The organism is Streptomyces sp. NPDC014891 (assembly GCF_043081085.1).
Classification (GTDB): Bacteria; Actinomycetota; Actinomycetes; order Streptomycetales; family Streptomycetaceae; genus Streptomyces.
The window spans coordinates 135,353-161,500 of the sequence record NZ_JBIBWF010000005.1; the positions used below are offsets into that span (position 1 = coordinate 135,353).

The 26,148-nt window shown below is 71.6% G+C and carries 20 protein-coding genes and 3 tRNA genes; 13 read left to right on the forward strand and 10 right to left on the reverse strand.

All coding sequences use genetic code 11. The features are described 5' to 3' along the window. Positions 1-22: 22 nt before the first annotated feature. The 7 genes from ACF09E_RS15975 to ACF09E_RS16005 all read right to left on the reverse strand — a co-directional run bounded on the left by ACF09E_RS15975 (position 23) and on the right by ACF09E_RS16005 (position 3,803). Positions 23-95: transfer RNA gene (locus ACF09E_RS15975), tRNA-Glu, on the reverse strand. Between the two features lie 84 nt (positions 96-179). Beyond that, a tRNA-Glu gene (locus ACF09E_RS15980) sits at positions 180-252 on the reverse strand. A gap of 42 nt (positions 253-294) precedes the next feature. After that, positions 295-366: transfer RNA gene (locus tag ACF09E_RS15985), tRNA-Gln, on the reverse strand. A gap of 93 nt (positions 367-459) precedes the next feature. After that, positions 460-1,182: an HAD family hydrolase gene (locus ACF09E_RS15990; RefSeq protein WP_392205744.1), complete on the reverse strand. Its 723-nt coding sequence runs from the start codon at positions 1,180-1,182 to the stop codon at positions 460-462. A 26-nt stretch (positions 1,183-1,208) separates the two neighbouring features. After that, positions 1,209-2,684, reverse strand: a complete 1,476-nt coding sequence (gene gltX / locus ACF09E_RS15995; RefSeq protein WP_392205745.1) for a glutamate--tRNA ligase — start codon at positions 2,682-2,684, stop codon at positions 1,209-1,211. Beyond that, positions 2,677-3,471: a fumarylacetoacetate hydrolase family protein gene (locus ACF09E_RS16000; RefSeq protein WP_361847072.1), complete on the reverse strand. Its 795-nt coding sequence runs from the start codon at positions 3,469-3,471 to the stop codon at positions 2,677-2,679. The genes gltX and ACF09E_RS16000 overlap by 8 nt, the downstream gene beginning before the upstream one ends. A gap of 128 nt (positions 3,472-3,599) precedes the next feature. Next, complete coding sequence (locus ACF09E_RS16005) at positions 3,600-3,803, reverse strand: hypothetical protein (protein WP_392205746.1); 204 nt, start codon at positions 3,801-3,803, stop codon at positions 3,600-3,602. 571 nt (positions 3,804-4,374) lie between these two features. Between ACF09E_RS16005 and ACF09E_RS16010 the strand changes: the two genes are divergently transcribed. From ACF09E_RS16010 to ACF09E_RS16045, 8 genes are all read left to right on the forward strand, one after another. Continuing rightward, positions 4,375-8,169, forward strand: coding sequence for a nitrate- and nitrite sensing domain-containing protein (locus ACF09E_RS16010; protein WP_392205747.1), 3,795 nt, complete (start codon positions 4,375-4,377; stop codon positions 8,167-8,169). A 9-nt stretch (positions 8,170-8,178) separates the two neighbouring features. Beyond that, positions 8,179-8,592 (forward strand): roadblock/LC7 domain-containing protein, encoded by a 414-nt coding sequence (locus ACF09E_RS16015; protein WP_030325548.1) that lies wholly within the window; start codon positions 8,179-8,181, stop codon positions 8,590-8,592. Positions 8,593-8,751: 159 nt separating this feature from the next. After that, the gene (locus tag ACF09E_RS16020) at positions 8,752-9,156 is read left to right on the forward strand and encodes a DUF742 domain-containing protein (protein WP_017235980.1); all 405 of its coding nucleotides are present in this window, start codon (positions 8,752-8,754) and stop codon (positions 9,154-9,156) included. Further along, positions 9,137-9,718 (forward strand): ATP/GTP-binding protein, encoded by a 582-nt coding sequence (locus tag ACF09E_RS16025; RefSeq protein ID WP_392205748.1) that lies wholly within the window; start codon positions 9,137-9,139, stop codon positions 9,716-9,718. Before ACF09E_RS16020 ends, ACF09E_RS16025 begins: the two co-directional genes overlap by 20 nt. A 341-nt stretch (positions 9,719-10,059) precedes the next feature. After that, positions 10,060-13,344, forward strand: a complete 3,285-nt coding sequence (locus tag ACF09E_RS16030; RefSeq protein WP_392205749.1) for a nitrate- and nitrite sensing domain-containing protein — start codon at positions 10,060-10,062, stop codon at positions 13,342-13,344. Positions 13,345-13,351: 7 nt separating this feature from the next. Beyond that, positions 13,352-13,765, forward strand: coding sequence for a roadblock/LC7 domain-containing protein (locus ACF09E_RS16035; RefSeq protein WP_026057603.1), 414 nt, complete (start codon positions 13,352-13,354; stop codon positions 13,763-13,765). A gap of 92 nt (positions 13,766-13,857) precedes the next feature. After that, a complete protein-coding gene (locus ACF09E_RS16040; protein ID WP_361851139.1) occupies positions 13,858-14,412 on the forward strand; it encodes a DUF742 domain-containing protein in 555 nt (184 codons plus the stop codon). Next, positions 14,393-14,974 carry an ATP/GTP-binding protein gene (locus ACF09E_RS16045; protein WP_015036414.1) on the forward strand — a complete coding sequence of 194 codons (582 nt, stop codon included), beginning with the start codon at positions 14,393-14,395 and terminating at the stop codon, positions 14,972-14,974. The genes ACF09E_RS16040 and ACF09E_RS16045 overlap by 20 nt, the downstream gene beginning before the upstream one ends. A gap of 155 nt (positions 14,975-15,129) precedes the next feature. On the opposite strand, the gene ACF09E_RS16050 is transcribed toward ACF09E_RS16045, so the two are convergent. The 3 genes from ACF09E_RS16050 to ACF09E_RS16060 form a co-directional block, all read right to left on the reverse strand. Beyond that, positions 15,130-15,333: an acyl-CoA carboxylase subunit epsilon gene (locus ACF09E_RS16050; RefSeq protein WP_388793773.1), complete on the reverse strand. Its 204-nt coding sequence runs from the start codon at positions 15,331-15,333 to the stop codon at positions 15,130-15,132. Between the two features lie 14 nt (positions 15,334-15,347). After that, on the reverse strand, positions 15,348-16,931 hold the full coding sequence (locus ACF09E_RS16055) for an acyl-CoA carboxylase subunit beta (RefSeq protein ID WP_392205750.1): 1,584 nt from the start codon (positions 16,929-16,931) through the stop codon (positions 15,348-15,350). A gap of 264 nt (positions 16,932-17,195) precedes the next feature. After that, the gene (locus tag ACF09E_RS16060; protein ID WP_392205751.1) at positions 17,196-21,104 is read right to left on the reverse strand and encodes an endo-alpha-N-acetylgalactosaminidase family protein; all 3,909 of its coding nucleotides are present in this window, start codon (positions 21,102-21,104) and stop codon (positions 17,196-17,198) included. A 309-nt stretch (positions 21,105-21,413) separates the two neighbouring features. On the opposite strand from ACF09E_RS16060, the gene ACF09E_RS16065 reads away from it, so the two are divergent. The 5 genes from ACF09E_RS16065 to ACF09E_RS16085 all read left to right on the forward strand — a co-directional run bounded on the left by ACF09E_RS16065 (position 21,414) and on the right by ACF09E_RS16085 (position 26,146). After that, the gene (locus ACF09E_RS16065; RefSeq protein ID WP_392205752.1) at positions 21,414-22,025 is read left to right on the forward strand and encodes a YceI family protein; all 612 of its coding nucleotides are present in this window, start codon (positions 21,414-21,416) and stop codon (positions 22,023-22,025) included. A gap of 82 nt (positions 22,026-22,107) precedes the next feature. Then, positions 22,108-23,211: a DNA polymerase III subunit beta gene (dnaN, locus tag ACF09E_RS16070; RefSeq protein WP_392205753.1), complete on the forward strand. Its 1,104-nt coding sequence runs from the start codon at positions 22,108-22,110 to the stop codon at positions 23,209-23,211. 115 nt (positions 23,212-23,326) lie between these two features. Then, on the forward strand, positions 23,327-23,953 hold the full coding sequence (locus ACF09E_RS16075) for an AAA family ATPase (RefSeq protein WP_392205754.1): 627 nt from the start codon (positions 23,327-23,329) through the stop codon (positions 23,951-23,953). Continuing rightward, positions 23,950-24,576 (forward strand): guanylate kinase, encoded by a 627-nt coding sequence (locus ACF09E_RS16080; RefSeq protein WP_392205755.1) that lies wholly within the window; start codon positions 23,950-23,952, stop codon positions 24,574-24,576. Before ACF09E_RS16075 ends, ACF09E_RS16080 begins: the two co-directional genes overlap by 4 nt. A 61-nt stretch (positions 24,577-24,637) precedes the next feature. Beyond that, positions 24,638-26,146 (forward strand): hypothetical protein, encoded by a 1,509-nt coding sequence (locus tag ACF09E_RS16085; RefSeq protein WP_392205756.1) that lies wholly within the window; start codon positions 24,638-24,640, stop codon positions 26,144-26,146. Positions 26,147-26,148 lie beyond the last annotated feature (2 nt).

Genomic DNA, 26,148 nt, shown 5'->3' on the forward strand with positions numbered 1-26,148 from the left:
ATAGGCCATGGTGGTTACACCGTACCCCCGACCGGATTCGAACCGGCGCTACCGCCTTGAGAGGGCGGCGTGCTAGGCCGCTACACAACGGGGGCCCTAGCGATCCCACCCGGTCGGAACCGGGTGATGTCACCGTAGATCGACCGGGAGCTACCCAAGTGACCTACAGGATGGATCAGTACCCCCGACCGGATTCGAACCGGCGCTACCGCCTTGAGAGGGCGGCGTGCTAGGCCGCTACACAACGGGGGCTTCGTGGATGCCATCCACAGGTTGCAGATAAAGCTCTGCGAGCTGGCCTACCTGGACTCGAACCAAGACTAACGGAACCAGAAACCGTCGTGCTGCCAATTACACCATAGGCCACCGGGGCAATGTCCCCACCAGGGAGGATCTTGCTCGGCTTGCGCTTTCCGGGTTCTTGCCTTTCGGCTTGTTCCCCTCGGCGCAGGAAGAACATTACCCGAAGGTGGACGGTGCTCCAAAACGGGTAGGGCCCCCGAGCAGGGCCGGAAGCTCGCGGAGGCTCGTGATCCGCTTGAGTTCGGGGCGCCCGCCGGTGTCCGCCCGGTCCAGCCAGATGCCCCGCAGGCCCGCCTCCACGGCCCCCCTGGCGTCGATGTCGGGCTGGTCCCCCACGTACGCCACCTCGCTCGGGCGCAGGTCAAGGGCGGTGCAGGCGGCGTGGAAGGCCTCCGGGGCCGGCTTGGCCACCCCGAGCTCCGCCGCGCAGAGCACGGTCTCGAAGCGGTCCCGCACGCCGAGGACCCGCAGCTTCCGCTCCTGGTTGTGCAGGCTGGAGTTGGAGAGAATCCCGTGACGATAGTCATCGGCCAGCAGGTCCAGGACCGGCACCGCGTCGGGGAAGAGCTCCCAGGCGGCCTCGTAGTGGGAGACGTACCGCTCGAACCAGCCGTCGGCCTCCGCCGCGGTGAGACCCGGCCGCGTCAGGAAGTCCCGGACGCGGTCGCGCCGCTGCTCCTGGAAGTCGACCCCGCCGGCCTCGAAGCGGCGCCAGTGGAGCACGGTCAGCTCCCGCCAACGGCCGAGGGCCTGGTCGACGGATGCGTATCCGTCCACCAGGCCCTCGGCCGTCAGGTGCGCGCTCATGCCGGCGTGGTCGGCACGGGCGTAGTCGAAGATCGTGTCGTCGACGTCCCACAGCACCGCGCGGATGGTCATGGACCGACCGTACCGCGCGGCAGGGGTCAGGCGGCGAGCTTCGCCAGGGCCGCGTCGATGCGGGCCAGGGTCTTCTCCTTGCCCAGGATCTCCAGGGACTCGAAGAGGGGCAGGCCGACCGTGCGGCCGGTGACGGCGACGCGGACCGGGGCCTGGGCCTTGCCGAGCTTGAGGCCGTGGGCCTCGCCGGCGGCCAGCACGGCGTTCTTGAGGGACTCGGGGTCGCTCCAGTCGGCGCCGTCGAGCTTCTCGCGGGCGGTGGTGAGGAGGGCCGCGGGCTCGCCCTTCATCGCCTTGTCCCACGAGGGCTGGTCGAAGACCGGCTCCTGGAGGAAGAGGAAGTCCACGTTGGCCGTGATGTCCGAGAGGACGGTGACACGGGTCTGGGCGTGTGGCGCGATGGCCTCCCAGGCGGTCCGGTCGAAGTCCTCGGGGGCCCAGTCGGCGAAGGGGGCCCGCAGCCAGGGCTCGCAGGCCTCGGCGAACGCCTTCACGTCCAGCATGCGGATGTGGTCGGCGTTGATCGACTCGGCCTTCTTGAGGTCGAAGCGCGCCGGGTTGGCGTTCACGTCGGCGATGTCGAACTTCGCCACCATCTCCGGGATGGTGAAGATGTCCTGGTCGGCCGAGAAGGACCAGCCGAGGAGCGACAGGTAGTTCAGCAGGCCCTCGGGGAGGAAGCCGCGCTCCCGGTAGAGGTTGAGGGAGGCCTGCGGGTCGCGCTTGGAGAGCTTCTTGTTGCCCTCGCCCATGACGTACGGCAGGTGCCCGAAGGAGGGGATCTCCTTGGCGACGCCCAGCTCGATGAGCGCCTTGTAGAGGGCGACCTGGCGGGGGGTGGAGGAGAGCAGGTCCTCGCCGCGCAGGACGTGGGTGATCTCCATCAGGGCGTCGTCGACCGGGTTGACCAGGGTGTACAGCGGGGCGCCGTTGGCCCGGAGGATGCCGTAGTCCGGCACGTTCTCCGGGGTGAAGGTGAGCTCGCCGCGGACCAGGTCGGTGAAGGTGATCGGCTCGTCGGGCATCCGGAAGCGGACGATCGACGCGCGGCCCTCCGCCTCGTACGCGGCCTTCTGCTCGTCGGTGAGGTCGCGGCAGTGGCCGTCGTAGCCGGAGGGGCGGCCGGCGGCGCGGGCGGCCTCACGGCGCTCGTCGAGCTCCTCGGTGGTGCAGTAGCAGGGGTACGCGTAGCCGCCGGCGAGCAGCTTGTCGGCGACGTCCTTGTAGATGTCCATGCGCTGCGACTGGCGGTACGGCGCGTGCGGGCCGCCGACCTCCGGGCCCTCGTCCCAGTCGAGGCCGAGCCACCGCAGCGAGTCGAGCAGCTGGTTGTACGACTCCTCGGAGTCGCGCGCAGCGTCGGTGTCCTCGATGCGGAAGACCATGGTGCCCTCGTTGTGCCGGGCGAAGGCCCAGTTGAAGAGGGCGGTGCGGACCAGGCCCACGTGGGGGTTGCCGGTCGGCGAGGGACAGAAACGGACGCGGATGTTCGCGTTAGCCACGCTTGATCACCCTATTGGTGAGAGTGCCGATGCCTTCGATGGTGACGGCGACCTCGTCGCCGACGTTGAGGGGGCCGACCCCGGCGGGGGTGCCGGTGAGGATGACGTCTCCGGGGAGCAGCGTCATGGCCTCGGTGATGTGGACGACCAGGTCCTCGATGGAGCGGATCATGTCGCTCGTCCGACCCAGCTGCCGCTGCTCGCCGTTGACCGTGGCCTGGATGGTCAGGTCGCCCGCGGCGGCGATGCTCAGGTCCGTCTCGACCCAGGGGCCCAGCGGGCAGGAGGTGTCGAAGCCCTTGGCACGGGCCCACTGCTTCTCGCGGCGCTGGGCGTCGCGGGCGGTGACGTCGTTGGCGCAGGTGTAGCCGAAGACGACGTCCTTCACGCGCTCGCGGGGCACCTCGCGGCACATGCGGCCGATGACCACGGCCAGTTCGGCCTCGTGGTGCAGCTCGCTGGAGAAGGAGGGGTACTCGATGGCGTCGCCGGGGCCGATCACCGAGGTGGTGGGCTTGAAGAAGGCGACGGGGACGTCGGGGACCTCGTTGCCGAGTTCGGCGGCGTGCTCCGCGTAGTTGCGGCCGATGGCCACGACCTTGTTGGGGAGCACGGGCGGCAGGAGCCGTACCTTGCTCAGCGGAACCTTGGTGCCGCTGAGCTCGAAGTCGGTGTACGGGATGCCCTTGATGATGTCGAGGACGAGGCCGCCGGATTCGACGCTTCCCTCGCCCTCGACGGCGCCGAAGGCCACATTGCCGTCGATCGAGAATCTGGCGATGCGCACGAGTGCTGTCGCCCCTCACTTGGTGCTGGCTGGAGTCTGACGCTCCAGGCTAACGCGGCGCGGGGCGGCCGACCGGCGATGTCACCGGGGCCGTGACAAGGATGACGCGGGCGGGCGCGGGGGTGGCGTCAGCGGGTCGCGGAGGCGTACGGCTGCGGCTGGTAAGGGGCCGGGGGCTGCATGAGGACGGTGCGGCGCGGGTTGGCCGTCCTGGTCGGCAGTTCGGCCGCGTACTCGGGCAGGGCGACCCGGCCGAGCTCTGCGGCGTCCGAGAGGTGGACGAGGGTGGAACGGCGGGGGTTGGCCGTGGTGCCGGGCGTCGTCGTCTTCATCGCGGTGATCTGACCTTGTTCCGGAGCGGGCGCCGCGTTCGGGCGCGAAGGGGTGTAAAGCGTCAGGCTAAACATGCGATTCCCTTCGAATGCATGGCTAAGACATCGATCATCGTGTGAGTTTGCTCACCACGGGCGACATAATCCGGGCATTACGGACCGTCGCCTGTCGCCACGGAAAGGGACATTACGCCACTGAATGCTCCATTCCGCTCCTGATCATGGCGACTGGGACACACGGGTACGCGCGGCCATTGGAGAGGAAAAGTCCGAATCCTCCGTGATCATCTTCTACGTCGGGTGACGTCGTGCGCACAGGTTGTCATGACCCGCCCGGCGCGACACGCGGCCCTTGTTGGAGGTCCGGCACTGTGCTGGAATTCCACGCACCGCCGCGGGATTCAAGCCGGCACGCAGGGGGCGCAACGCAGCGCCGGCCCAGGGGCGGGGAAGGGGGAAGTGCGCCGGTCACCGACGACCACCTGGGGTGCCCTCCACGCACCCCGATTGACACCGACACCGTCCTCTCCGTTCACCCGGAAGGACGCCTGGTCCAGAGGTTGCGACGCTAGTGCAGGGACGTTTCAAGAGGGATGGCTCGGGGTCTCCCCAGGCCCGTCAGGGCCGAGCGGATGCTCCGGCGGAGCAGGAACCGCGTGCCGGGACCGACCGCGGTCCCTCGGCCCCGCACACCCCGAACCAGGGTCAGGGCCCGTCCGGCGACGCCGGTGACGGCGGCAGGCGCACGAGCGCGGCGGCCGGCTCCGCCGAGCCGACCGACACGCCCCCCAAGGCCCGGGCGGAGAACGAGGTCGGCCCTCGAATAGCCCTGCGCAACTGGCGCATCTCCACGCGCCTGGTCGCGCTCCTCACCCTCCCCGTGGTCGCGGCGACCACCCTGGGCGGCATCCGCATCAGCGAGTCGCTCCAGGACATGGAGCAGCTCGACCACATGCAGCTGCTCACCAAGCTGACCCGCGAGGCCACCGACCTCGCGCAGGCCCTCCAGTCCGAGCGCGACCTCTCCGCGGGTCCGCTGGCCAACGGCCGCCCGGTCAGCGACTACCAGGTCGCCAACCCGCGCCGGAAGACCGACCTCGAGTACAAGGCGTTCCTCCAGGCCACGGAGGCCATCCCGGCCACCGAGGGCGACGAGGCGCTGCGCAGCATCCGGCAGAACGTCAACCAGATCGCCTCGCAGGTCAGCGGTCTGCACACGATCCGGAGCAACGCCTACGAGGACGGCGTCTCCCACTCGGTGACGGTCGAGGCGTACAGCCGTCTCATCCGCTCGCTGCTCAGCCTGTCCCAGGACATGGCCCAGGCGACCAGCAACCCCGAGATGATCAAGCGGACCCGCGCGCTCGCCGCGTTCTCGTCCGCCAAGGAGTACGCCTCCATCCAGCAGGCGATCATCGCCTCCGCCCTGCCGCCGAGCGACCGGACCAAGGGCAGGATCCAGCAGGGCGACCGCCTCTACGCCGAGGCCGCGCTCAACTCCGAGGGCCGTGAACTCCAGTCCTTCCAGGCGATCTACGAGTCGACCGGCGGCGACGCCACCGAGCGGCTCGCGTCCCTGAACAGCGGCAACCCCTCGATCACCGCCGCCGAGAAGTACGCCGAGCGCGTCCTCAACATGGACGGCGCCATGGAGCGGGCCAACAAGCGCGGCCACCTCAACTTCACGGACGAGTACGGCACCAAGATCGCCACCATGAACCGCATCGAGCGCGGTCTGCTCGGCGACATGGAGAGCCTGGCCCGTGAGCTCCGCCAGGAGTCGCAGCGGGACGCCATCGTCAACGGTGCGCTGATCCTCCTCGTCCTCGGCGTCTCCCTCATCGGCGCCTTCGTCGTGGCCCGCTCCATGATCCGCTCGCTGCGCCGGCTCCAGGACACCGCGACCAAGGTCGCCCAGGAACGCCTGCCCGAGCTCGTCAAGCAGCTCTCCGAGTCCGACCCGCAGGACGTCGACACCTCCGTCGAGTCCGTCGGTGTGCACTCCCGGGACGAGATCGGCCAGGTGGCCGCGGCCTTCGACGACGTGCACCGCGAGGCCGTCCGACTCGCCGCCGAGCAGGCCCTCCTCCGGGGCAACGTCAACGCGATGTTCACCAACCTCTCGCGCCGTTCCCAGGGCCTCATCCAGCGCCAGCTCTCGCTCATCTCCGAGCTGGAGTCGCGCGAGGCCGACCCGGACCAGCTGTCCTCGCTCTTCAAGCTCGACCACCTCGCGACGCGTATGCGCCGTAACGGTGAGAACCTCCTCGTCCTCGCCGGCGAGGAGCCGGGCCGCCGCTGGACCCGCCCGGTCCCGCTGGTCGACGTCCTGCGTGCCGCCGCCTCCGAGGTGGAGCAGTACGAGCGCATCGAACTCGCCTCGGTCCCCGCGACCGAGGTCGCCGGCCGGGTCGTCAACGACCTCGTCCACCTCCTCGCCGAGCTGCTGGAGAACGCCACCTCGTTCTCCTCGCCGCAGACCAAGGTCCGGGTCACCGGCCACGCGCTGCCCGACGGCCGCGTGCTCGTCGAGATCCACGACACCGGCATCGGCCTCTCCCCCGAGGACCTCGCCGCGATCAACGAGCGGCTCGCCTCGCCGCCCACCGTGGACGTCTCCGTCTCCCGCCGCATGGGCCTCTTCGTGGTCGGCCGCCTGTCCCTGCGACACGGCATCCGCATCCAGCTGCGCCCCTCGGACTCGGGCGGCACCACCGCGCTCGTCATGCTGCCGGTCGACGTCGCCCAGGGCGGCAAGAAGCCGATGCCCAAGCCGGGTGCCGGCGGCCAGGGCGCGATGCCGCCCGGCGCCTCCGCCCCCGGCGGGCGGCTTCCCGCCGGTCCCGGCGCGGCAGGCGGCCCCGGCGGACGCCCGGGCCAGGGCGGTGCGCCGTCCTCGGCGGCCGGCCGGCTCGGCACCGGTGCGCCGCGCGGCCAGGTCGGTGCGGGCGGTCCCCGCGCCGCGCTGCCCACCCGCGACGGCGCCCCGCTCGCCGGCGGCCCGCAGGGCGCCCCGCAGGCCCCGCAGCCGCAGAACGCCTCGCTCGACCGGACCGGGCAGCTGCCGCAGGTCCCCCAGAGCCCGCAGGGCCCGCAGGGCGGCGACCCGCTGCGTCCGGGCCCCGGCGGCGGTCTCATCGGCGGTGCCGCGAGCGCCATCCCGTCCCGTACGGACGTCTGGGGCAGCCGTTCCGGCCCGCAGGCCGGACCCGGCGCTCCGCAGCCGCAGGGCCCCGCCCAGGGCGGCCAGCCGACCGGCGGGTACGACCTCCCGCGCGCCGAGCTGCCCGGGGGCACCCCCCAGCAGCAGCGGCCGCAGGCGGCGAGCTGGGGCAACGACCAGGCCCAGCAGCCGGTCCGCCGTCCGCAGCAGGAGATGACCCCGCTCGACGCGCCGCGCGGGCACGAGGACCCGGAGACGACCGGCTCGTTCCCGGCGCCCCAGGGCCCCGGCTCCACGGGCCAGTTCCCGCGCCCCGACTTCGGCGCGCCGCAGCAGGGCCGGCCCCAGGCCCCGCAGCAGCAGGTGCCGCAGCAGCAGGCCCCGCAGGGGTACCAGGGCGGTGCGCAGGACCCGGCGTCCACCGCGCAGTTCCCGCGTCCCGACTTCGGCGCGCCGCAGGGCCCCGGCTCCACCGGCCAGTTCGCCCGGCCCGACTTCGGCGGCCCGCAGCAGGCTCCCCAGCAGGCCCCGCAGCAGCAGGGCTACCAGGGCGGCCAGCAGCAGCAGTTCGGCCGGCAGCCGTACGTCCCGCAGGCGCAGCAGCAGGCCCCTCAGGCTCCGGCCCCGCGCCAGCGGACCGGCGGCGACTTCGGCGCCCCGCGCCCGGAGCCGGTCCAGCCGCAGGGCCAGCAGCCGCAGCTCCAGCAGCCGCGCCGCCCGGAGGCCCTGCCGCCGGCGGGTACCGGCGACGGCCGTACGCCGCTGTACGACACGCTGGAGACCAACTGGTTCCAGCAGGAGCAGGCCCAGCAGCAGGCGCAGCAGCAGGCGCAGGCCGCCCCGCAGCCGTCCGCCCCGCAGCAGCGTCCGGCCGGTGACCCGGCGGACGGCCGCCAGAACGGCGCGGCCGCCTGGCGGACCTCGCCCAACGACGAGCTGGTGCGCCAGGCCGAGCGGGTCCGCAAGCCCGCGGCCGGCGGCGTCACCACCTCCGGCCTCCCCCGGCGCGTGCCGAAGGCCAACCTCGTACCCGGGACCGCACAGGAGCAGGCCCACACGGCCGGCCCCCAGGTCTCGCGTGCACCCGACGACGTCCGCGGCCGGCTGACCAATCTGCGCCGCGGCATCCAGCAGGGCCGGCAGGCGGGCAACTCGACCACGGGTAGCATCCACCTCGGTCCGAACCATCAGCAGGAGCGTTAGTTGAACGCGATGAGCCAGGCGGCGCAGAATCTGAACTGGTTGATCACCAACTTCGTGGACAACACCCCCGGGGTGTCCCACACGGTGGTGGTCTCCGCCGACGGACTCCTGCTTGCCATGTCCGAAGGATTCCCCCGTGACCGCGCCGACCAGCTGGCGGCGGTCGCGTCCGGACTGACCTCGCTGACCGCGGGCGCGTCCCGGATCTTCGAGGGGGGCCCCGTCGCGCAGACCGTGGTGGAGATGGAGCGAGGCTTCCTCTTCCTCATGTCGGTCTCCGACGGTTCCTCGCTGGCCGTGCTCGCGCACCCCGAGTGCGACATCGGCCTCGTGGGCTACGAGATGACGCTGCTGGTCGACCGGGCCGGCAGCGTCCTCACCCCGGATCTCCGCGCGGAGCTCCAGGGAAGCCTGCTCCACTAGCCGGTCCGCCTCCCGGACAGGACCCCACCGCACGACCGCTCGACAGGGCGGTACGCCCCTCCGTACCGCCCTGGCACCGTTATCCGTCCGGCCGCCCCACCCGGCCCCCCACCGGCCCCATCAGACGGCAGAAGGCTTGCTGTCACGCCCGGAGGATTCATGACCCCGCCCCCCGCCTCTCACGATCCGTACGGCGCGTCAGTCGACGAGTACGGGCACGAGGGCGACCAGCCGCTGGTGCGTCCGTACGCGATGACCGGCGGCCGGACCCGGCCGCGCTACCAGCTCGCCATCGAGGCACTGGTCAGCACCACGGCCGACCCGGCGCACCTCGCCACGCTCCTCCCGGAACACCAGCGGATCTGCCACCTGTGCCGTGAGGTCAAGTCGGTGGCCGAGGTGTCGGCGCTGCTGTCGATGCCCCTCGGCGTCGCCCGCATCCTCGTCGCCGACCTGGCGGAGGCCGGCATGGTGGCGATCCACCAGCCGGGCAACGGAGAGACCGGCGGCACGCCGGACGTGACTCTGCTCGAAAGGGTGCTCAGTGGACTTCGCAAGCTCTAGCGGCGGTGCTGCTCGGTCGACCACCAGCGCGAAGATCGTGGTGGCGGGTGGCTTCGGCGTGGGCAAGACCACGTTCGTCGGCGCCGTGTCCGAGATCAACCCGCTGCGCACCGAGGCCGTCATGACGTCCGCGTCCGCGGGCATCGACGACCTCACGCACACCGGTGGCAAGACGACGACGACCGTCGCCATGGACTTCGGCCGCATCACCCTGGACCAGGACCTGATCCTGTACCTCTTCGGTACGCCCGGTCAGGACCGTTTCTGGTTCATGTGGGACGACCTGGTCCGCGGCGCCATCGGCGCCGTAGTGCTCGTCGACACCCGCCGTCTCGCCGACTGCTTCCCGGCGGTCGACTACTTCGAGAACAGCGGCCTGCCGTTCGTCATCGCCCTGAACGGCTTCGACGGGAGCCAGCCGTACCAGCCGGAGGAGGTCCGCGAGGCCCTCCAGATCGGATCCGGCACCCCCATCATCACCACGGACGCCCGGCACCGCGCCGACGCCAAGAGCGCGCTCATCACCCTGGTGGAGCACGCCCTCATGGCCCGGCTCAAGTAGCCGGACGCCCAGGGCGGTTGTCCCGTGCCACCGCGCCGGGGGCGGTCTGTGTCGTTCGACACGACCGCCCGCGCGTTCATAACGTTTCGACAGAGAATTGGGGCGCCCCGGACACCCGATGCATCCGATCGGTGTCGCTGCGCTCACCTGAGCCCCGTCTTTTGGCGGGGCTCGCTCTTTATGCCCGTTTTATGCGACGCGCAGGCCCGTGAAACCGTCCGCATCCCACTGTTTGGAACCGACACCCTTCACGTGCTGCAATTCATGAACTCCCGAGTAGTACGGCCCTGAACGAAACACCGGCACAACGTAGGTGCCGACGCCGAGAGGTTGTTGGTCGAGTGAGGCGCAGCAAGGAAAGCTCCGCGGAGCAGGAGACACGGGGCAACTTCACCCCGCCGTCGCGCACGGCGATGTCGCCCGCCGACGTGCCCGTGACGCAGCCCGCCGTGGCCCCTGCCCCGGGCAGCTCCAGCAAGCTCTCGCCCCGCAACTGGCGGGTGCCCACCAGGCTGAACGCGATCCTCTGCATACCCGTGCTGGTCGGCCTCGTCATGGGCGGCTTCCAGGTCAAGGGATCGATCGACACCTGGCAGGAGGCGCAGGACGCCGAGAAGACGGCGCTCATCGTGCGCGCCGCCTCGGAGTACAGCACCGCCCTGCTCAACGAGCGCGACCTCACCGCGGCCCCGCTGCTGGCGGCGAAGACCGCCGAGGACCGCAAGAGCGACGAGGTCACCAAGGCGTACGCCGCGACCGACGCCGCCAAGGTGAAGTTCGACGAGGCCGCCAAGGACCTGCCCTCGGGCCAGGGCCTGGAGCGCCGCCTGAACCTCTTCCGCGAGGAGGAGCCCAAGCTCGAGGCGCTGCGCAAGGCCGCGTACACCCGCTCCCTCGACCCGGTGAACACGCAGCTCCAGTACACCGGCGTCCAGCACTACCTCACCGAGTTCTCCAACGAGCTCGGCCTCGGCACCGGCAACGTCACGGCCTACGGCCGCAGCGTCTACGCCATCCAGCTGGCCAAGGGCGCCGAGTCCCTCCAGCGTTCCATCGGCACCCAGCTCCTGGTCCGGCCCAGCCGCACCGAGGCGGTCTTCGCGCAGCAGTCCGTGGCGTTCAACTCGTACAACTACCTGGAGCAGATCGCCCTCGGCGAGTTCTCCTCCGGTGGTATGCCCGAGGACGTCGAGATGCTGAAGAAGGTCATGGCGGGCAAGGCCGCCGCGGGCGCCAAGCAGATGCAGGCCGCCGGCCTGGACCTGCCCAAGGGCAAGGACGGCTCCGTCTACTCGGGCGCCGCCACCGCGATCGGCACCGCCAAGGACCCCGACGGCCTCGCGTCGCTCAAGGCGAGGGGCATCACGGCCGAGTCCTGGATGGCCGTCTCGACCGCCAAGTTCGAGGGCTACTCCGAGGTCGAGAAGGCCCTCGTCGACAAGGCCGTGGCCGAGGCCGCCAAGATCTCCGACGAGGCCAAGACGGACGCCTGGGTCAACGGCGGCATCGTCGTCATCGCCCTGCTCGCCGCCTTCATCCTGGCCGGGATGATGGCCCGCCAGATGAGCCGCGCCATGCAGCAGCTGCGGACCGCCGCCTTCGGCATCGCCGAGCAGCGCCTGCCGATGCTGGTCGACCAGCTCTCGCGCACCGAGCCCGGCCGTGTCGACACCCGTGTGCAGCCGATCCCCATCGACACGCAGGACGAGATCGGCGAGGTCGCCCGCGCCTTCGACCAGGTCCACCGCGAGGCCGTCCGGCTCGCCGCCGAGCAGGCCATGCTCCGGGGCAACGTCAACGCGATCTTCACCAACCTCTCGCGCCGCAACCAGTCGCTGATCGAGGGCCAGCTGACCCTGATCACCGACCTGGAGAACAACGAGGCCGACCCGGACCAGCTGGAGAACCTCTTCCGTCTGGACCACCTGGCCACCCGTATGCGCCGCAACGGCGAGAACCTCCTCGTCCTCGCCGGCGAGGAGCCCGGCCGCCGCTGGGACCAGCCCGTCCCGCTGGTCGACGTGATGCGCGCCGCCTCCTCCGAGGTGGAGCAGTACGAGCGCATCGAGCTGGCGGGCGTGCCGGACGCCGAGATCCACGGCCAGGCCGTGACCGACCTCGTGCACCTGCTCGCCGAGCTCCTGGAGAACGCCACCACGTTCTCCTCCCCGCAGACCAAGGTCCGCGTCACCGCGACCCGTCTCCCCGACGGCCGCGTGATGGTCGAGATCCACGACAAGGGCATCGGCCTCACCGCCGAGGACTTCGCGGACATCAACCACAAGCTGGCCAACCCGCCGACCGTGGACGCCGCCGTCTCGCAGCGCATGGGCCTCTTCGTGGTCGGCCGGCTCGCCGACCGGCACGGCATCCGGGTCCAGCTCCGCCCCTCGGGCGAGCAGGCCGGTACGACCTCGCTGGTCATGCTGCCGGACGCGATCACGCACGGTGGCGGTGGCGAGCAGCCGCTCCAGGACGACTTCACCGTCTCGCAGATCATTCCGCAGCAGCAGCAGAGCGCCTTCGAGAGCGCCCCGCCGCAGCAGCAGCCGATGCTGACCGCCGCCGATCTCGGCTTCGACGACTCGCGCTACGAGCAGCAGGCCGAGGAGGAGCGCCCGCTCGACCCGGTCAACCGCTCGCTGAAGCGCGAGGGGCGGCGTGCCGCCCTGGAGGCCCAGGCGCAGGGCGGCGAGCGGCCGCTCTTCCGCGACGAGGCGGAGCCGGCCGAGGAGTTCGGGCAGCAGGCCCAGCCTCAGTCCGGCCCGTACACCCAGGACCAGGAGTACGGCCGGCAGGGCCAGGAGTTCCCGGCCGATCCCTACGCCCCGGCGCAGGAGTACGGACAGCAGCAGCCCCAGCAGTCTCAGGAGTACGGCCAGGAGTACGCGGCCGGATTCCCGCAGCAGCAGGACGGCTACGCCTACCCGCAGCAGGGCTACGAGGCGTACCCGCAGCAGGGCTATGCGGAAGCTTCGTACGAGACCCCGGGAACCGAACACCAGCAGTACGGCAATGCGTTCGATACCCAGTCCCACCAGGGAGACTGGCAGGATCAGAGCGCTTACCAGGGCGGCTACCAGCAGCCGTTCGGAGCGGAATCGGAATCTGCCCCGAGCGCTCCCGCGCAGGCCCCCGACCGCGTAGGCTTCGACCGTCCGGGTCCGACCCAGAGTGCCGCCCCGGACGCCGGCCACGCACTGACCGACGCCGGACTGCCGCGCCGCGGCAGCGTCGCCTCGCCGACCCAGCAGGCGCCGCAGCAGCAGGCACCGCAGCAGGCCAAGCCCGCGCAGCCGGCGCAGGAGCAGCAGAACCAAGCCGACCCCGCCGACGAATGGCGCTCGACCAACGACGAGCGCTGGCAGCGGGCCGGGAAGCTCAAGGACCCGAAGGCGGGCGGGGTCACCTCGTCCGGACTTCCCCGCCGGGTCCCGAAGGCCAACCTGGTCGAGGGCACGGCTGAGCAGACCCCGCAGGGCGGCCCCCAGGTCTCCCGCGCACCCGAGGACGTCCGGGGCAGGTTGAGCAACCTGCGCCGCGGGGTCCAGCAGGGACGCAGCGCGGGAACGGACACGAACGGATCGGGCCTCGGCCCGGGCAGTACCTACAACCAGGAGCGTTAGTGTGAGCATGAGCCAGGCGGCGCAGAATCTGAACTGGTTGATCACCAACTTCGTGGACAACACCCCCGGGGTGTCCCACACGGTGGTGGTCTCCGCCGACGGACTCCTGCTGGCGATGTCCGAGGGGTTCCCCCGGGACCGCGCCGACCAGCTGGCGGCCGTCGCCTCCGGACTGACCTCGCTGACCGCGGGCGCGTCCCGGATCTTCGAGGGCGGGGCGGTCAACCAGACCGTCGTGGAGATGGAGCGGGGCTTCCTCTTCATCATGTCGATCTCGGACGGCTCCTCGCTGGCCGTGCTCGCCCACCCCGAGGCGGACATCGGTCTCGTGGGCTACGAGATGGCCCTTCTCGTGGATCGCGCGGGCACCGTCCTGACCCCCGACCTCCGGGCGGAGCTTCAGGGAAGTCTTCTCAACTAACAGACAGACAGTGCGTTTCGCGCCACCGCCCCGTAAGGTGCGGTGGCGCGGTTCCAAGGGACATGGACCGCGAGGCAGTCGGAGGAGGAGACGTGGGAACACCACCGGGCTCAAGCCCGTACAACGGTTATGACGCGCACCAGGCGCCGCTCGGCGAGACCGCGCAGAACCGGTTCAACTTTCCCTCCACCCCGAGCAGACAGGGCGCGTCGCAGCCCTATCGGCAGCCCCACGCCCAGCCCGCGGGTGCGCAGGGCTCCTCACGCGCTCCGTCGGCCGCCGGCTCCAGCAGTTCGGGCGGCTCGCACAACCCGCTGGTGCGTCCGTACGCGATGACCGGCGGCCGGACCCGGCCGCGCTACCAGCTCGCCATCGAGGCGCTGGTCAGCACGACGGCCGATCCGTCCCGGCTGCAGGGGCAGTTGCCCGAGCACCAGCGGATCTGCCGGCTGTGCTTCGAGATCAAATCGGTCGCCGAGATCTCGGCCCTTCTCTCCATCCCCCTCGGCGTCGCCCGAATCCTCGTGGCCGACCTGGCCGAGGCCGGGCTCGTCGCCATCCACCAGCCGGGCGGCGACGAGGCCGCCGGCGGTCAGCCAGACGTGACACTGCTCGAAAGGGTGCTCAGTGGACTTCGCAAGCTCTAGCGGCGGCGCGGCCCGTTCAACCACCAGCGCGAAGATCGTGGTGGCGGGTGGCTTCGGCGTGGGCAAGACCACGTTCGTCGGCGCCGTCTCTGAGATCAACCCGCTGCGCACCGAGGCCGTCATGACGTCCGCGTCCGCGGGCATCGACGACCTCACGCACACCGGCGACAAGACGACGACGACCGTCGCCATGGACTTCGGCCGCATCACCCTGGACCAGGACCTGATCCTGTACCTCTTCGGTACGCCCGGTCAGGACCGCTTCTGGTTCATGTGGGACGACCTGGTCCGCGGCGCCATCGGCGCCGTCGTGCTCGTCGACACCCGCCGTCTCGCCGACTGCTTCCCGGCGGTCGACTACTTCGAGAACAGCGGCCTGCCGTTCGTCATCGCCCTGAACGGCTTCGACGGCAACCAGCCCTACCAGCCGGAGGAGGTCCGCGAGGCCCTCCAGATCGGCCCGGACACCCCCATCATCACCACGGACGCCCGGCACCGCGCCGACGCCAAGAGCGCGCTCATCACCCTGGTCGAGCACGCCCTCATGGCACGCCTGCGGTAGCTGTCCCCCTGGCGCCCCGTACCGCGAAGGCCGCGCTCCCCCTCGGGGGGCGCGGCCTTTCCGTGTGTCAGGGGCCGTGCGGGCGCCACAGGGCCCCGTACGCGCACAGGAGGGCCGGAACCCGGTGATACCGGGTTCCGGCCCTCCTGCGTCGCTCAGCGCCAGCTGTGCGGGGCGCGGAAGCCGTGCTCGCGCTCCAGGCGGCGCCAGCCGGCCGTGGTGCGGCCGCGGTGGCCCGCGGCGGGGTCCTCGTCGGACCGGGCGGCGGCACGGGCGAGCAGCACCGCCGTGATGGCGGCCAGCTCCTCGGGGTCGGCGTGGCCCTTCTCGACACGGAGAAGGTTGGCAGGCGTGGTCACGTGGATGACTCCTCTTACTGAGGCGGGTTGCCGTGCTTGCGGGACGGCAGGTCGGCGTGCTTGGTGCGGAGCATCGCGAGGGACCTGATGAGCACCTGGCGGGTGTCGGCGGGGTCGATGACGTCGTCGACCAGGCCGCGCTCCGCCGCGTAGTACGGGTGCATCAGCTCGGCCTTGTACTCCTTGACCATGCGGGCCCGCATGGCCTCCGAGTCCTCGGCCTCCGCGATCTGCTTGCGGAAGATCACGTTGGCGGCGCCCTCGGCGCCCATGACCGCGATTTCGTTGGTGGGCCAGGCGTACGTCAGGTCGGCGCCGATGGACTGGGAGTCCATCACGATGTAGGCGCCGCCGTAGGCCTTGCGCAGGATCAGGGAGATCCGGGGCACGGTCGCGTTGCAGTACGCGTAGAGCAGCTTCGCGCCGTGCCTGATGATTCCACCGTGCTCCTGGTCGACGCCCGGCAGGAAGCCGGGCACGTCCAGAAGGGTGATGATCGGGATGTTGAACGCGTCGCACATCTGCACGAAGCGGGCGGCCTTCTCGGAGGCCTCGATGTCGAGGACGCCGGCCAGCGTCTGCGGCTGGTTGGCCACGATGCCGACGACCTGGCCGTCGAGACGGGCCAACGCGCAGATGATGTTGCGGGCCCAGCGCTCGTGGACCTCCAGGTAGTCGCCGTCGTCGACGAGCTCCTCGATGACCTTGTGCATGTCGTACGGGCGGTTGCCGTCGGCCGGGACCAGGTCGAGGAGGACGTCGGAGCGGCGGTCCGCCGGGTCCTCGGAGGCGACGGCCGGCGGGTTCTCGCGGTTGTTCTGCGGGAGCATCGACAGGAGGTAGCGGACCTCCGCGATGCAGGTCTCCTCGTCGTCGTACGCGAAGTGGGAGACGCCGGAGACGCCCGCGTGGACATCGGCGCCGCCGAGGCCGTTCTGGGTGATCTCCTCGCCGGTGACCGCCTTGACGACGTCCGGTCCCGTGATGAACATCTGCGAGGTCTCGCGGACCATGAAGACGAAGTCCGTCAGCGCCGGGCTGTAGGCCGCGCCGCCGGCGCACGGGCCGAGCATCACCGAGATCTGCGGGATGACGCCGCTCGCGCGGGTGTTGCGCTGGAAGATGCCGCCGTAGCCGGCGAGCGCCGAGACGCCCTCCTGGATGCGGGCGCCCGCGCCGTCGTTCAGGGAGACCAGCGGGGCACCGGCCGCGATGGCCATGTCCATGATCTTGTGGATCTTCGTGGCGTGGGCCTCGCCCAGCGCGCCGCCGAAGATCCGGAAGTCGTGCGCGTAGACGAAGACGGTGCGGCCGTCGACCGTGCCCCATCCGGTGATCACGCCGTCGGTGTACGGCTTCTTCGCCTCCAGGCCGAAGCCCTGGGCGCGGTGCCGGCGGAGCTGCTCGACCTCGTTGAAGGAACCAGGGTCGAGCAGCAGCTCGATGCGCTCGCGCGCCGTCAGCTTGCCCTTGGCGTGCTGGGCCTCGGTCGCGCGCTCACTCGGGCCGCTGAGGGCCTGCTCGCGCAGGACGTGCAGCTCGGCCACTCGGCCACGGGCGTCGACGGGCTCGCTCGGGATCTGGTCCACAACGGTCATGTACCGACCCTACGAAGTCGGACAAGAAAACCCCGCCGTCGACTCCGTACAGTCTCGCGTGTCGAATCCTGGTGAGGCTGGACAGAACGAGGGACCGTTCGGCACGAGTCAACAGCCAGGCACCCCTCGTGTTTGTAGGGGTCCGACATAGACCCCGGCGGGCGGGGATTCGTCGGGCCAGGGCCGGCACCCCAACCTAGTGGACGCGCGCGGAAGGGCCCGCGCCTCCCGTGAGGGGCGCGGGCCCGTTGTTCCCCGGCAGGGTCAGCCTCCGCAGTGGAAGCGGGCGCCGCCCCAGTCCGCGTGGTCGTTGCCGTTGCCGTCCCCGCCGTCGTCGACCACCAGGTCGACGTAGTCGGCGCCGGTGACGTCGGCGGTGAGCGACCAGGCCGGGTCCGCGGCCCGGAGGACCGGGGACGTCACCTTCGCGGCCCCGTCGGCGAGCACGGTGAACCGGACGCTGCCCCGCGAGGCCTGGACGTCGTCCACCCCGACCTCGGCGGTGAGGGAGGTGCAGCGGCCGCCCAGGTAGTAGCGGACCGTCGAGGGCGCGTGGGTGCCGAGGCCCTTGGCGTACGTCACTCCCCCGATGCGCAGCGGGGAGCCGTCGCCGGTGCCGGTTTCGCCGTTGGAGAGGTTGCGCTCGACCGGGCCCCAGCCGTTGGTGGCCGAGGTCCAGTCGAGGTCGCCGGCCCAGCTGTCGGCGGTGGGCGGCGGGGGCAGGGTGCGGACGGTGGTGGCGGCGGCGAGCTTCCGCGCCCCTCCGCCGACGGTGTAGGCGAGGGCGGCGTCCAGGGTGTACGGCCGGTAGGCGGCGTCCACCGGGGGCGTCACCTGCCAGGTGGCGGTGGCCCTGCCGCCCGGCGCGACCGTGCCGAGGGCGACGGGGGCGGCCGGTTCGGCGGTCCAGCCGGCCGGCAGGGCGAGCGCGGCCAGGGCGCCGGAGACCTCGGTCGCCTCGTCGTTGCCGAAGACGGCCGTGACCTTGTTCGGGCGGCCCGGCAGCAGGGTCTCGGGGGCGGTGAGGGTGAGGGTGCCGCAGGCGGCGCGTTCGGCGGCCGGGCCGAGGTCGGTGACGGTGAAGTCGTCGAGGACGAAGTCGGCGCCGTCCGGTGCGTCGGCGCGCTTGCGCAGGCCGGTCCAGGTGTCGCCGCAACCGGCGGTGACGGTCTCGGAGAAGCGCCCGTCGGTCCGCTGCTGCCCGATCGGGGTGCGGCGGGTCTCGGCCTGGGTGCCGTCCGCGCGGTCGTAGCCGGTGATCCACTCGTACGCGCCCGCGTGGCTGGAGCGGTAGGCGTACTCGACGCGGTAGCGGTGACCGTCCTTCATCGGGACGGTCCAGGGGGCGGTCCGGTAGACGAGTCCGCTGTTCTCGTCGTGGGACTTGAGGGACTCGGCGCCGCCGATGACGTCGTCGATCAGCTTCCCGTTCCAGCCCGCCTGGGTGTAGGGGGCGTGCAGCTGGGCGATGTGGGTGCGCGGGTCGGTGGTGCCGCCCGCGTCCCCCTTGAGGAAGGGGCCCCAGCCCTGGTCGACGGCCTCGAAGTCCTCGTGCACCAGGGCCCCGGGCCGGGTGGCGGGGGCGTTGGCGACGATCCGTACGTCGTCGACGCGGACGGCGGCGGCGCTGCCGGCCGCGGCCTCGATCCGCAGGGTCGTGGCGCCGCGCGGCGCGGTGAAGGCGACCTTGGCGCGCTGGAGGCGGGTGCCGTTCCAGTCGGAGGCGGCGACCCGGTCCTGGAGCGCGGAGCGTTCGACGGTGACGGTCCGCCCGCCGACGGAGAGGGTGGTGGGCCGGGTGGCCCCGGGCTGGACCTCGATCAGGGCCGAGGCGGTGTACCGGCGGCCCGGGACGAGGCCGGTGATCCGCTGGGCGAGCGAGGCGGCGGCGGCGCCGGTGAGCCTGGCGCTGTTGCGGCCCTGCGCGTCGGTGTCCCGGGCGACGCCGCCGGTCCTGGTCCAGGCGGTGAGCGCGGCGTCGTTGAAGCCGGGGTCCGCGACCGGGGTGCCCTGGCCCCACTTCGGGGCGTGCTGCGCGGGTGCGCGGTCGGGGTAGAGGACGTAGGGCTGTCCGGCGGCGGCGTCCAGGGTGATCCGGCCGTCGACGGGCCGCACGGTGGCGGTCTTCACGCGCCCGTTGTCGGTGAGCCGGTACACCGAGTAGGAGCGCGTCCCGGCGGGGACGGCCCAACTGGTCGTGCCGCCGGTCCTGTTGTAGTGGTAGAGCTTCTTGCCGTCGTCCCAGGGCAGCAGGTACCGCTCGCCGTCGAGGACCTTGCGGCCGTGCTCGTAGAAGGCGCGGACGCCGTTCTCGACGGTGCCGCGGACGCCGCCGGTGAAGGTGAGGTCGTCGCCGTTCCAGCGGGTGATCCGCTCCTGCTGGAGGTACTTGGCGGGCAGGTTCCGCTGCCAGACGTTGGCGGTGAAGTCGTTCCAGTCGGTCTCGCCGGTCCAGCCCTCGAAGTCGACCAGGGCGGTCTGGCCGAGGACCGGGTGGTCGTTCCAGACGTCCTTCTCGCCGTTGCGAATGAAGCGGATGATCTGCGAGTTGAGGCCCTTGTTGGTGGCGCCGCCGTAGTCGAGGTCGTTGGCCCAGTGGGACCAGAGGGAGGCCCGCTCGAACTTGTCGGACCACTCGGTGGCGACGTTCCAGCCCTGGGCCTGCACGGCCCGCACCGTCTCGTCGGCGATCCAGCCGTGGGTGTAGTAGACGTCGATGTAGAGGGTGGAGAGGTTGCGGTCGGTCTCGTCGCGGAGCTGCTGGAAGCGGCGGGCGAGGTCGCCGCTGTTGATGTCGCGGCGCTGGTCGATGTAGTAGCTCTGGTTGAGCCAGTTCCAGCCGGGCTTCGTCTTGTCGACCAGGGTCTCGCTGAAGTTCCTCGCCTCGGGGTAGGCCTCGGTGGCGTTGACGTGGACGCCGAAGTCCGCACCCCACTTCCGGCCCTCCTTGAGGAGGGTGTTGAGGTCGGCGAGGCCGCCGGCCCGCTTGTTGTAGTTGCCCCCGTAGTCCGGGTGGGCGGAGTCGTGGCCCTCGGAGCCGTACCCCTTGAGCAGCGCGAACTGGCCGAGTCCGTCGGTGGAGAGCGAGATCCGCTTGACGTCGTCGAGGGTGCGCAGGAAGGGGTGGGTGGCCTGCGAGGCGAAGTTGAACGGGATGTGGGCGACGACCCGGTCGGGGGTGTCCTCGCTGCCCGGGGCCCTGATCCCGATCGCGCGGAAGGCGACGGCGCCGTCCTGCCAGTCGGTGGTGCCGTCGCCGTTGGCGTCGGGGGTGACGACGACCTTGGCCCAGGGCAGTCCGTCGCCGGTCGCGGGCTTCGGGGCGCCCTCGCCGCGGTAGGTCCACTGGCCCGACCAGACGCCGACCCGGGTCTCGGTGCCGGCGCCGGCGGCCCGCGTGCGGGCCTGGTGCCAGAAGCGGGCGCCGTCACGGGCGGACGCGCCGGAGGGCTTGTCGTAGCTGGAGTTGGACTCGACGGCGGCGGCGAGCCGCCCGGTGCTGACGATCGCGTAGCCGGCGCCCACCGGGGCGGGCTCGGCGGCCGTCGCGTCGGTGATCCGGGCGAAGACGTCGGCGGTCCGGGTGGAGTCCGGGTCGAGCCGGGTGAAGGCGGTCGCGGCGCCGGGGTCCGAGGAGCCGACGGAGACCAGGTCGTGGTCCGGTATGTCGAGCGTGCCGACGCGGAACGCCTCGGTGTCGCGGACGGCGGTCACCCGGAAGGTGGTGGTCCGCCCGTCGACGCCGAGCCGGGCGTCGATCTCGACGCCCGGCAGGTCGGGGAAGACGAGGGTGTACGCGGCGGAGGAGGCCGTCAGGGCGGGGGCGGCCTTGACCCGGACGTCGTGGGCGGTGCCGTTGAGGACGACCTTCGTGACGGGGGCCGTGCTGCCGAGGAGCCGGGCGCCGCTCGCGCGGTCGGTGTACGCGAGGACGCGGGGGAAGTCCTCGGCGACGGCCACGGTGAGCCGGCTCGAGGCGATGACCGGGCCGTCCGCGGCGCCGGGGGCGTCTGGGGTGGCGGCCGCCGAGGTGGCGGCGGCCGGGGTGGCGCCGGTCGCCCCGCGGGCCGCGGCACCGTCGGCCAGGGCGGGCCCGGCCAGGGCGAACACGGCGGAGGAAGCGACGGCGAGGGCGCAGGCCGCACGGATTCTTCGCGAAGGGGGGAGGGACATGCGCACTAGTTGGCCCCCGCCCCGGCGGCACCGTCAACGAGATCGCGCCGCGCGGGCCCCTCCAGTCCAAGAACCCCCTTCGGTTAGTCCAAGCGACCACCGGAGGGGGCTTCGGCCGGGCCGGAACGGCGGGGTCGGCGGCCGCCCCGGGGCGCGGGCCGCCCCGCCCCCGCGGTCGCCTCGTCGACGCCGTTCGGGTGAACATCCTCCAGAGATGTTGAAGGTTGAACGGAATGGGTCTACAGTCATTCTCGTTGAAGGTTCAACAAGAACCGATCAGCACACGTCCCGATCAAGGAGTTGTCAGTCATGGGTATCTTCAACCGCAAGAGCAACGAGTCCGCCGTCGCCGTCGCCACCCTCCCCGTCGACCCGGCCCTCGCCGCCCTGACCGGCGACTACACCATCGACCCGGCCCACAGCAGCATCGGCTTCACCGTCCGTCACGCCATGGTCACCAACGTCCGCGGCACCTTCGCCGAGCACGAGGGCGTCCTGAGGCTGGACGGCGCGAACCCGGGCGCCTCCACCGCCTCGATCGACGTCCGGATCGCCTCGATCGACACCGGCATCGGCGACCGCGACGGCCACCTGCGCAGCGGCGACTTCTTCGACGCCGAGCAGTTCCCGCTGATGACCTTCCGCTCCCTGGAGGCGCAGCAGCTCGGCGGCGACAAGTACCGGATCACCGGCGACCTGACCATCAAGGACGTCACGAAGCCGCTCGCGATCGACCTGGAGTTCAACGGCTCCGCGACGGACGTGTACGGCAACGAGCGCGTCGGCTTCGAGGGCTCCGCCGAGATCCTGCGCTCCGACTGGGGCCTGACCTGGAACGCCGCGCTGGAGACCGGCGGCGTGATGGTCAGTGACAAGGTCAAGCTGAACTTCGACATCTCCGCGATCAAGAACGCCGCCTGAGTCACCACGAGCGCGCCCGCCCTCCGCAGCAGCGGACGGCGGGCGCTCGGCGTTGTCAGTGCCGGCGTCTAGCGTCGGCGGCATGGAACTCCGTATCGACAGCGGCGTACTGACCGAAGCCGTCGCCTGGGCCGCGCGCGTCCTGCCGGCCCGCTCCCCCCTGCCCGTCCTCGGCGGCCTCCTCCTGGAGGCGGCGGACGGCCGGCTGCGGGTCTCCGGCCTCGACCACGAGGCCTCGGCCCGGGTCGAGGTCGAGGCCGACACGGACATCGAGGGCCGCGCCCTGGTCCTGGGCCGGCGGCTGCTCGACATCTGCAAGGTCCTCCCCCGGGGCCGCACCGGGCTCGCCGTCGAGGGCGCCCGCCTCTCGGTGACCTCCGGCGACGCCCGTTTCGGACTCTCCCTGCTGCCGCTGGAGGACTACCCGGCCCCGCCCGCGCTGCCCGAGGTCCGCGGCCTGGTGGACGGGGACGCGTTCGCCACGGCGGTCGGGCAGGTGGCCGTGGCGGCGGGCCGGGACGACGCGCTGCCGGTCCTCACCGGCATACGGCTCGCCCTGGACGGCACGACCATGACGCTCGCCGCCACCGACCGCTACCGCTACGCCGTCCGCACCCTGGAGTGGAAGCCCGGGGCCGAGACCTCCGGCGAAGCGGCCGACGTGGTCGTCCCGGCCCGCCGCCTCACCGAGATCGCCCGCTCCCTGGCGGGCACGGGGCCGGCCGTGCTCGCCCTGGACGGCGGCTCGATCGGCTTCGAGAACGGCGGCCTGCGCACCACGACCCGGCTGCTGGACGGCCGCCTCCCCCGCCACGACAAGCTGTTCGCGCTCGGCGACCACGCCCTGGCGGCCACCGCGCGGGCCCCGCTGGCCGAGGCGGTGAAGCGGGTCGCGGTCGTCGCGGAGGGCGACAGCCCGGTCCAGCTCACCTTCACCCCCGCCGCGATCCACCTCCAGGCGGGCTACGAGGACGACGTCGCCTCCCAGCACCTCCCGGCCACCCTCACGGGCCCGGACACCCTCACGGTCGCCTTCAACCCCGGCTACCTCCTGGACGCGCTGACCACCCTGGACACCCCGGAGGTCCACTTCCACCTCCTGGGCCCGGGCCAGCGGGCCCTCCTCACCGACGGCCCACAGACGACCCACCGCCACCTGCTGATGTCGGTGAAGCCGCTGGTCTGAGCCTTCCGGGAGCCGAAGCCTCTCTTCAACGGCACTGCTCTGTCCAGCGATTGGGGCTATTCTGAGCGCCGCACCGCAGGTGCGGGCCGTTTGCCGACATTGCCAGGGGGATCATTTGTCGACGCATGGGGCGACCTCGACGACCGAGCGCGTACCGCTCGTCCTGGTCGCGGGATTCGCCGGATCGGGCAAGTCGGAGGCGGGCAAGCTCCTGTCCCTGGCCACCGGCTGGTCGCTCCTCGACAAGGACACCCTGACGCGCCCGCTCACGGAGTCCCTCCTCACCGCCCTCGGCGGCGACCCGGACGACCGGCAGAGCCCCCTGTACGGGGAGCGGGTGCGTCCCTTGGAGTACGACTGCCTGATGAAGACCTGCTGGGAGAACGTGGAGCACGGAGTGCCCGTCATCGCGGTCGCGCCGTTCCTCAAGGAGGTCGCGGACACCCAGTGGCTCGCCCGGCTGCTCCGGCGCTGCGACCGTACCGGCGCCGGCGCCGAGATCCTCTGGGTCGACAGTGACGAGTCGTCGATGCAGGAGCGGCTGACCGCGAGGAACGCACGCCGGGACACCTGGAAGCTGGCCAACTGGCGCGCGTACCTGTCCACGATCTCCCTGGACCAGCGTCCGGTGCGGGATCACCTCCTCATCGACAACCGCATGACCGCGGCGACACCGCTGGCGGAGCAAGTGGAGGGCGCCGCACACGACCTGGTGTCCGGCTTCGGAAGGGTGACGGCATGACCGGGGTACGAGGGGTGCTCCTCTTCGGTCCCCCTGCGGCCGGGAAGGACACGATCAGCGAAGCGCTGCACGCACTGGACGCCCGCTTCGCGCAACTGGTCAAGGTGAAGGTGGGCACCGGCCGGACCGCCGGGTACCGGATGGCCACGGCGGAACAGCTCGGCTCGCTGAGAGCAGCCGGACGGGTCCTCCTGGAGACCGAGCGATACGGCAACACGTACGCCGTGGACCGTGACGACCTCGACGCGATGCGTGCGGCGGGCGGCATTCCGGTGGTGCACGTGGGCAGCCTCGCGCATCTGCGCCAGTTCGCGGGGGCGGTGGACGAACCGTGGCTCCAGGTACTCCTGTGGCTGCCCCGCGAGGACTGCGCCGTCAGGTCCGCGGGGCGCGGCGACCGCGACACGGACGAGCGCCTGGATGTCTGGGACGCGACCCTGAAGGACCTGGCGGCCGCTGAACCGGACGAGGAACTGTTCCACCTCCTGCTCCGCACCGACCTTCGGACCGCGGAGGAGACCGCCTTGGTCGTCTCGCAGGCCGCCGCTGCCGGGACGGTGCCGGCGAGGTCCGGGCGCGAACTCGCCGCGTTCCTCAGCGGAACGGCCGCGCCCGCCCGCTGACCTCCGCCGCCGGGCGGTACGGGGGAAACGGAAGCTGTGCGGGCGGGCCCCGGGGGGACACGTGATCAACAATCTGAGAGCGCTGGCGGACGCGGTGGGCGCGGGCCCCCTCACGGGGGACGGCCGCGATCTGCTCGTGAGGCAGCAAGACGTCGACGGACCACTCCATCTCGACCGGGTCTCGGCCGACCGGCTCGAGCTCGTGTACGTCGACGCGGCGGGAATCGTCTCCGTCCGCTCATGCGTCATCGAGGAGCTGGTACTCGACCACTGCGCGGCGGACGCCATCCTCGTCACGAATTCGAGGATCGGTCGGCTGACCATCCGCAACGCACCGGTGAACTGCGAGATCTCGATCAACGAGTCGACGGCGTCCGTGATCGACGTCCACTCCTGCGGGCCACTCCGAGTCAACAACGTCCGTGTCGGCGAATCGGTGCAGATCGCGGCCGTCCGCGGCAGCGTGCAGCTCAAGAACATGCGTACGGCGGCACTAGCCGTCCGGAGCCAGGCCACGTCCGGTCGGCGCGGCCGTCCCGACGTGCACCTGGAGCATGTCCGGGTGACCGAGTCCCTCGTGTTCGACGATCTCTGGCTCGCCTCGCTCGACCTGCGGGACATCGACGCCACCTCGGTGGAGCTGCGCCGGGTGCGCCTGGACTCCCCGCTGAAGGGCATCGGCGTGCACTGCAGGGACTTCCTCCGGATCAACGGCATGGTCGTACCGGGGGAGGCGGGCTGCCTCGAAGAGAGCGACGTCCAGGGCGTCGTCGACGTCAAAGGGGTGCGGCGGACAGCCGCGGCGGTGCCACGACCGCGAGCCGGCGGAGCTTCGACTCGGGCGCCCTCCGACACCACGCCCCCGCCCGAGCCACTGGAACTGACCCTCCGCTCGTCCACGGTCCGCCGTGTGCGAGTGACGGCGGAGGACGGCGCCCCGCTGGTCGTCGGCCTGGACAACTCGGTGGTGACCGAGGCGCTTTCGATGCCCTCGGGCCCAGCCCGGTTCCGCCTCGCCGGCGACTCGACCGTGCAGGAAGTGGACCTGGGCAACGCGGTGTTCCGCCGCTCCTCGCAGGTGAACGAGTTCCTGGAGCGGGTGTTCACCAAGGTGACGGCCAACTCCTTGGAAGCGGTGCGGACGACGTTGGCACGGCAGCGCCGCACGGCGGAGGCCGACGAGCTGTACTACCGGATCCGGCAGCGCGAGGCGGCCCAGACCCCATGGGTGCGGCGGCTGGTGGGCCACGGCCTGCTGGGGGGCGTCTTCGGCTGGGGAGTCCGGGCCCGCAACCCGGCCCGCGCCCTGGTGTGCGGCATCCTCGCGACCGCCGTCGCGCTGCGCCTCTCGGGGGCACCGCCCGGCCTGGGCTGTCAACGACTGACGGATCTGACCGCCGCGGGGAAGTCGCTCGTGTTCGCCTGCGCCCTGTGGCTCAACGTCGGCGTGGGTGCCCCCTCCGAGGCGAAGACGTACGACTGGACGGCGCTGGCCGTCTGCTTCACGATCGGGGGACTCGTCTTCACGACGCTGACGGTCGGCATCGTCATCCGCAAGCTCGTCCGCTGACA